Genomic DNA, 3640 nt, shown 5'->3' with positions numbered 1-3640 from the left:
GCCTGAGCCCCGCCGCCTGAGCCCCGCCGCCTGAGCCTCCCGCAGCTCCCTACAGCGGCGCGGTGAGCCCGGTGAGGAAGCCGACCGACACCAGGGTCAGGAACACCCAGGCGAGCATCATGCCGATGCCGAACGTCCGCCACCGCCCGCCGACCTTCCAGACGAGCAGCCCGCCGAGGCCGAACGCCAGGACGAGCAGCGTGATGAACTGCGGCATCAGGCTCGGCCGCTGGCTCATCATCAGCGGCGCCCACATCATCACCACGTCGACGAACAGGAAGACGCCGAACCCGGCCGCGAGCGACCTGACGTCCCGGCCGAGGAACGCCCGGGCGCGTTCCATGAGGATCTGCGCCCTGTCCGCGGGCAGCCGCGGATGCGCCCGCGCCGCCTGTTCGACCTCCACATTGTGCGCCACGGCGAAGATCTCGTCTTCGAGGCTTGGGAGGTCCCTCTCCTGAGGTTCCGCCATCCCGCTCCCTTGGGCCGGAGACCGCCGGACGACGTGCCCGGCGGACCGATGCGGCTCACGGCCCGTCCGTCCCGGCCTCTTTCCGGCGGGCGCGCCTTCAAACGCAACGTAGCGGATCGGGGGGTGGCGCACCCACGCCACCGGCCGTGTCATTCTGGAAAGATGCCAGGTAGCAGGCCGATTCGCAGCGCCGCGGCGGTCGCCGCGCTGATCGCCGCGACGTCCGCCGCGGCCGCGTGCGGCGGCGGCGACACCGAAGAGCCGACGTCCTCCGCCACACCGCCCACCGCGACCGCACCGACCGGGGCGCCGTCCGCGGCGCCCTCGCCGGAGCCCGCGGAGCAGGGCTTCCAGGCCGAGGTGAAGAAGGTGACCAGGGAAGACCTGCCCCACTCGTGGCGCCAGGGCTGCCCGGTGCCGCCGTCCGGGCTCCGGATGATCGAGATGACCTACTGGGGCATGGACGACAAGCCGCACACCGGGGGGCGGCTCGTCGTCAACGCCAAGGCGGCCGACGACCTCGTCGGCGTGTTCCGGAAGCTGTACGACGCCAAGTACCCCATCGAACGGATGGAACCGGTCGACAAGTACAAGGGCGACGACTTCGACTCGATCGATGCGAACAACACGTCCGCCTTCAACTGCCGCCGCGCCACCGGGTCGAGCTCCTTCTCCCAGCACGCGTACGGCCTGGCCATCGACATCAACCCGTGCCAGAACCCCTACGTGTACGCGGACGGACGCATCGCCCACCCGCAATGCGCCAAGTACAAGAACCGCGACCGAAAGGCCCCCGGGATGATCCACGCCGGCGACAAGGTCGTCCGGGCGTTCGACTCCATCGGCTGGGGCTGGGGCGGCGAATGGACCGGCGCCAAGGACTACCAGCATTTCAGCAGCACCGGAAGGTAGGCCGGCTCACCGCCCGCCGACGGGCGTCACATCATCATTAGCGCGACCGCGAGGATCGCGACGACGGCGACCACGGCCACGATGCCGACGATCAGGCCGATGTTCGGCCCGGACTTCTGGGGCTGCGCCTGGTTCGCGAAGTTCTGGAACTGGTGGGTCGAGCCTGCCGGATCATTGGGTGTCTGCGACATGCCGAAGAGGGTAACGGATACCCCACAGGGCGGTCTGTCCGATTCTGCACGTACAGACCGCGTCCGGATCGAGCGGAGAGTGTGGGATTCGAACCCACGAGGACTGTCCCCAGCCCTGGGCGCTTTCAAGGCGCCTGCACTAGTCCACTATGCGAACTCTCCCGGTGACCGCCGTCGCCCGCGCGGTCCACGCCCACGATAGCGGCCCCGCACCCGTGCGTTCGACCGGTTACCGCACGCCGTCAGGCCCGGCCGGAACCGCGTAACCGGGGATGGACGGCCAGCGCACCGTCATGACGATCGACTCCTCCTCGGCCTCCCAGGAGTGGTCGACGCCACGTCCCCAGACCACGTAGTCGCCCTGCTCCGACAGGACGACGTCCCCTTCGGGGAACTCCAGCCGGAACCGGCCGCTGATCAGGACGAGCAGCGCGGTGCGCCGCTCACCGTCCGTCCACTCCCCGCGGCGCTCGCCCGGCTGGTGGACGCCCCACTTGATCTCGACCTCGTCGCTGTGCCGGAGGTCGCCGGCCGGCTTGAAGTGCCCGAGCAGCCAGCCCCGGTCGGCGGCGGCGTCCGGGCCCGCCTTTCCCACGTACACACCGTCCACGGGACGTGACCGTACCGCCGATGATCAGGAGTCGGTGGGACGTTGGAAGGCGAAGCCGTCGCCGACGACCGCGGAGAGGTACAGGTACGCCTCCCGCGTGGCGGGGGCGAGCTGCTCCAGCTCGACCTCGGCGCCCTCCTCCAGGTGGTCGTCGTACGGGATGCGGACGACGGCGCGGCAGCGGCTCTCGAAGTGCGCCTGGAGCTTGTCGAGGTCGACCTGGCTGCGGGTCCGGTTGCGGACCATCGACAGCACCACCACGCCGTTGCGGACGAGGTGCCCGTGGTCGTGCGCCTCCAGCCAGTCCAGGGTCGCGCTCGCGGACCGGGCACCGTCCACCGACGGGGAGCTGACCAGCACGAGCTGGTCGGCGAGGCTCAGCACGCCCGCCATCGCCGAGTGCAGCAGCCCGGTGCCGCAGTCGGTGATGCAGACGGAGTAGTACTGCTCCAGGACGACCGCGACGGCGGCGTAGTCGTCGGCGCTGAACGCCTCGCTGACCGCCGGGTCGCGGTCGGACGCGAGGATCTCCAGCCGCGCCTCGTTCTGCGAGGTGAAGGCGCGCACGTCGGCGTACCGGTGAATCTGGTCGCGGTTGTTCAGCAGGTCGCGGACGGTCGCGGCCGTCTCCAGGCGCACCTTGTCCGACAGCGTCCCGCGGTCGGGGTTCGCGTCCACCGCGATGACGCGGTCGCCGCGCAGCTGCCCGAGCATCGAGCCGAGCCCGGTCGTGGTGGTCGTCTTGCCGACGCCGCCCTTCAGGGACATCACGGCGACGCGGTGATGCCCGCCCGCCACGGCGGTGCGCGCCCTGGCGATGAGGTCCTTGCGGCGCAGGTCGTGCTGCGACTCCCCGGGGTGGATGCTGCCCGCGGTCGCCTTGTAGACGGCGCGCCGCCAGCCCGAGGACGGGGCGATGCGCCGCTCACCGAGCAGGTTCTCGGAACTGAGGCTGTCGGCGTTCTGCTGCTGCGGCTGCTGGGGGTGGCCGGGCGGTATCTGGCCGGGCGGCACCTGCCCCTGGCCGGGCGCCGGCGGGTACCCGTACCCCTGCATCGGCTGCCCGGTGTTGGGGTCGTAGGGCTGGTAGGGGGCACCGGCGCTCGGATCGACCGGCTGGTACTGCTGAGCCGCGGCGCTCGGGTCCTGCGGGAACGGCTGGCCCGTCTGCGGATCGACCGGCTGGTACGGCTGGCCGGCCGACGGGTCCGGCGCATACGGCTGGCCCGTGCCGGGGTCCACCGGCTGGTACTGCCCCACCGCGTTATGCCCCTGCATGTGCGGCTGCCCGGTGTTCGGATCGACCGGCTGGTACGGCTGGGCCGCGGCGTTCGGGTCCGGTGCGTACGGCTGACCGGTGCTCGGGTCCACCGGTTGGTAGGGCGGGGGCGCCGCGTTCGGGTCCTGCGGGAAGGGCTGACCGGTGCTCGGGTCCACCGACTGGTACTGCTGGGG

5 protein-coding genes and 1 tRNA gene are annotated in these 3640 nt (G+C 71.2%); 1 reads left to right on the top strand and 5 read right to left on the bottom strand.

Annotated elements, in window-relative coordinates; genetic code table 11:
* Positions 1-49: 49 nt before the first annotated feature.
* On the bottom strand, positions 50-472 hold the full coding sequence (locus E1200_RS31900) for a hypothetical protein (RefSeq protein WP_131956167.1): 423 nt from the start codon (positions 470-472) through the stop codon (positions 50-52).
* A gap of 162 nt (positions 473-634) precedes the next feature.
* Here E1200_RS31900 and E1200_RS31895 point away from each other — a divergent pair, with 162 nt between their 5' ends.
* Positions 635-1384, top strand: coding sequence for a M15 family metallopeptidase (locus E1200_RS31895; protein WP_131956165.1), 750 nt, complete (start codon positions 635-637; stop codon positions 1382-1384).
* A gap of 26 nt (positions 1385-1410) precedes the next feature.
* Here the strand turns inward: E1200_RS31895 and E1200_RS34175 are convergent, their stop codons facing one another.
* The 4 genes from E1200_RS34175 to E1200_RS31880 form a co-directional block, all read right to left on the bottom strand.
* A complete protein-coding gene (locus E1200_RS34175) occupies positions 1411-1575 on the bottom strand; it encodes a hypothetical protein (protein ID WP_165950553.1) in 165 nt (54 codons plus the stop codon).
* A gap of 73 nt (positions 1576-1648) precedes the next feature.
* A tRNA-Ser gene (locus E1200_RS31890) sits at positions 1649-1737 on the bottom strand.
* A gap of 67 nt (positions 1738-1804) precedes the next feature.
* Entirely contained in the window at positions 1805-2185 is a 381-nt protein-coding gene (locus tag E1200_RS31885) for a signal peptidase I (protein ID WP_131956163.1), read from the bottom strand.
* A gap of 24 nt (positions 2186-2209) precedes the next feature.
* A partial coding sequence (locus E1200_RS31880; RefSeq protein ID WP_243709009.1) for a MinD/ParA family protein occupies positions 2210-3640 on the bottom strand: 1431 nt, incomplete at its 5' end.

It is taken from the genome of Actinomadura sp. GC306, from assembly GCF_004348665.1.
GTDB lineage: Bacteria > Actinomycetota > Actinomycetes > Streptosporangiales > Streptosporangiaceae > Spirillospora.
This window is presented reverse-complemented; position numbering and strand designations above follow the sequence as displayed.

Coding starts and splice junctions, on each gene's coding strand:
- E1200_RS31895 (WP_131956165.1), top strand. CDS start 635: ATGCCAGGTAGCAGGCCGATTCGCAGCGCCGCGGCGGTCGCCGCGCTG.
- E1200_RS34175 (WP_165950553.1), bottom strand. CDS start 1,575: ATGTCGCAGACACCCAATGATCCGGCAGGCTCGACCCACCAGTTCCAG.
- E1200_RS31900 (WP_131956167.1), bottom strand. CDS start 472: ATGGCGGAACCTCAGGAGAGGGACCTCCCAAGCCTCGAAGACGAGATC.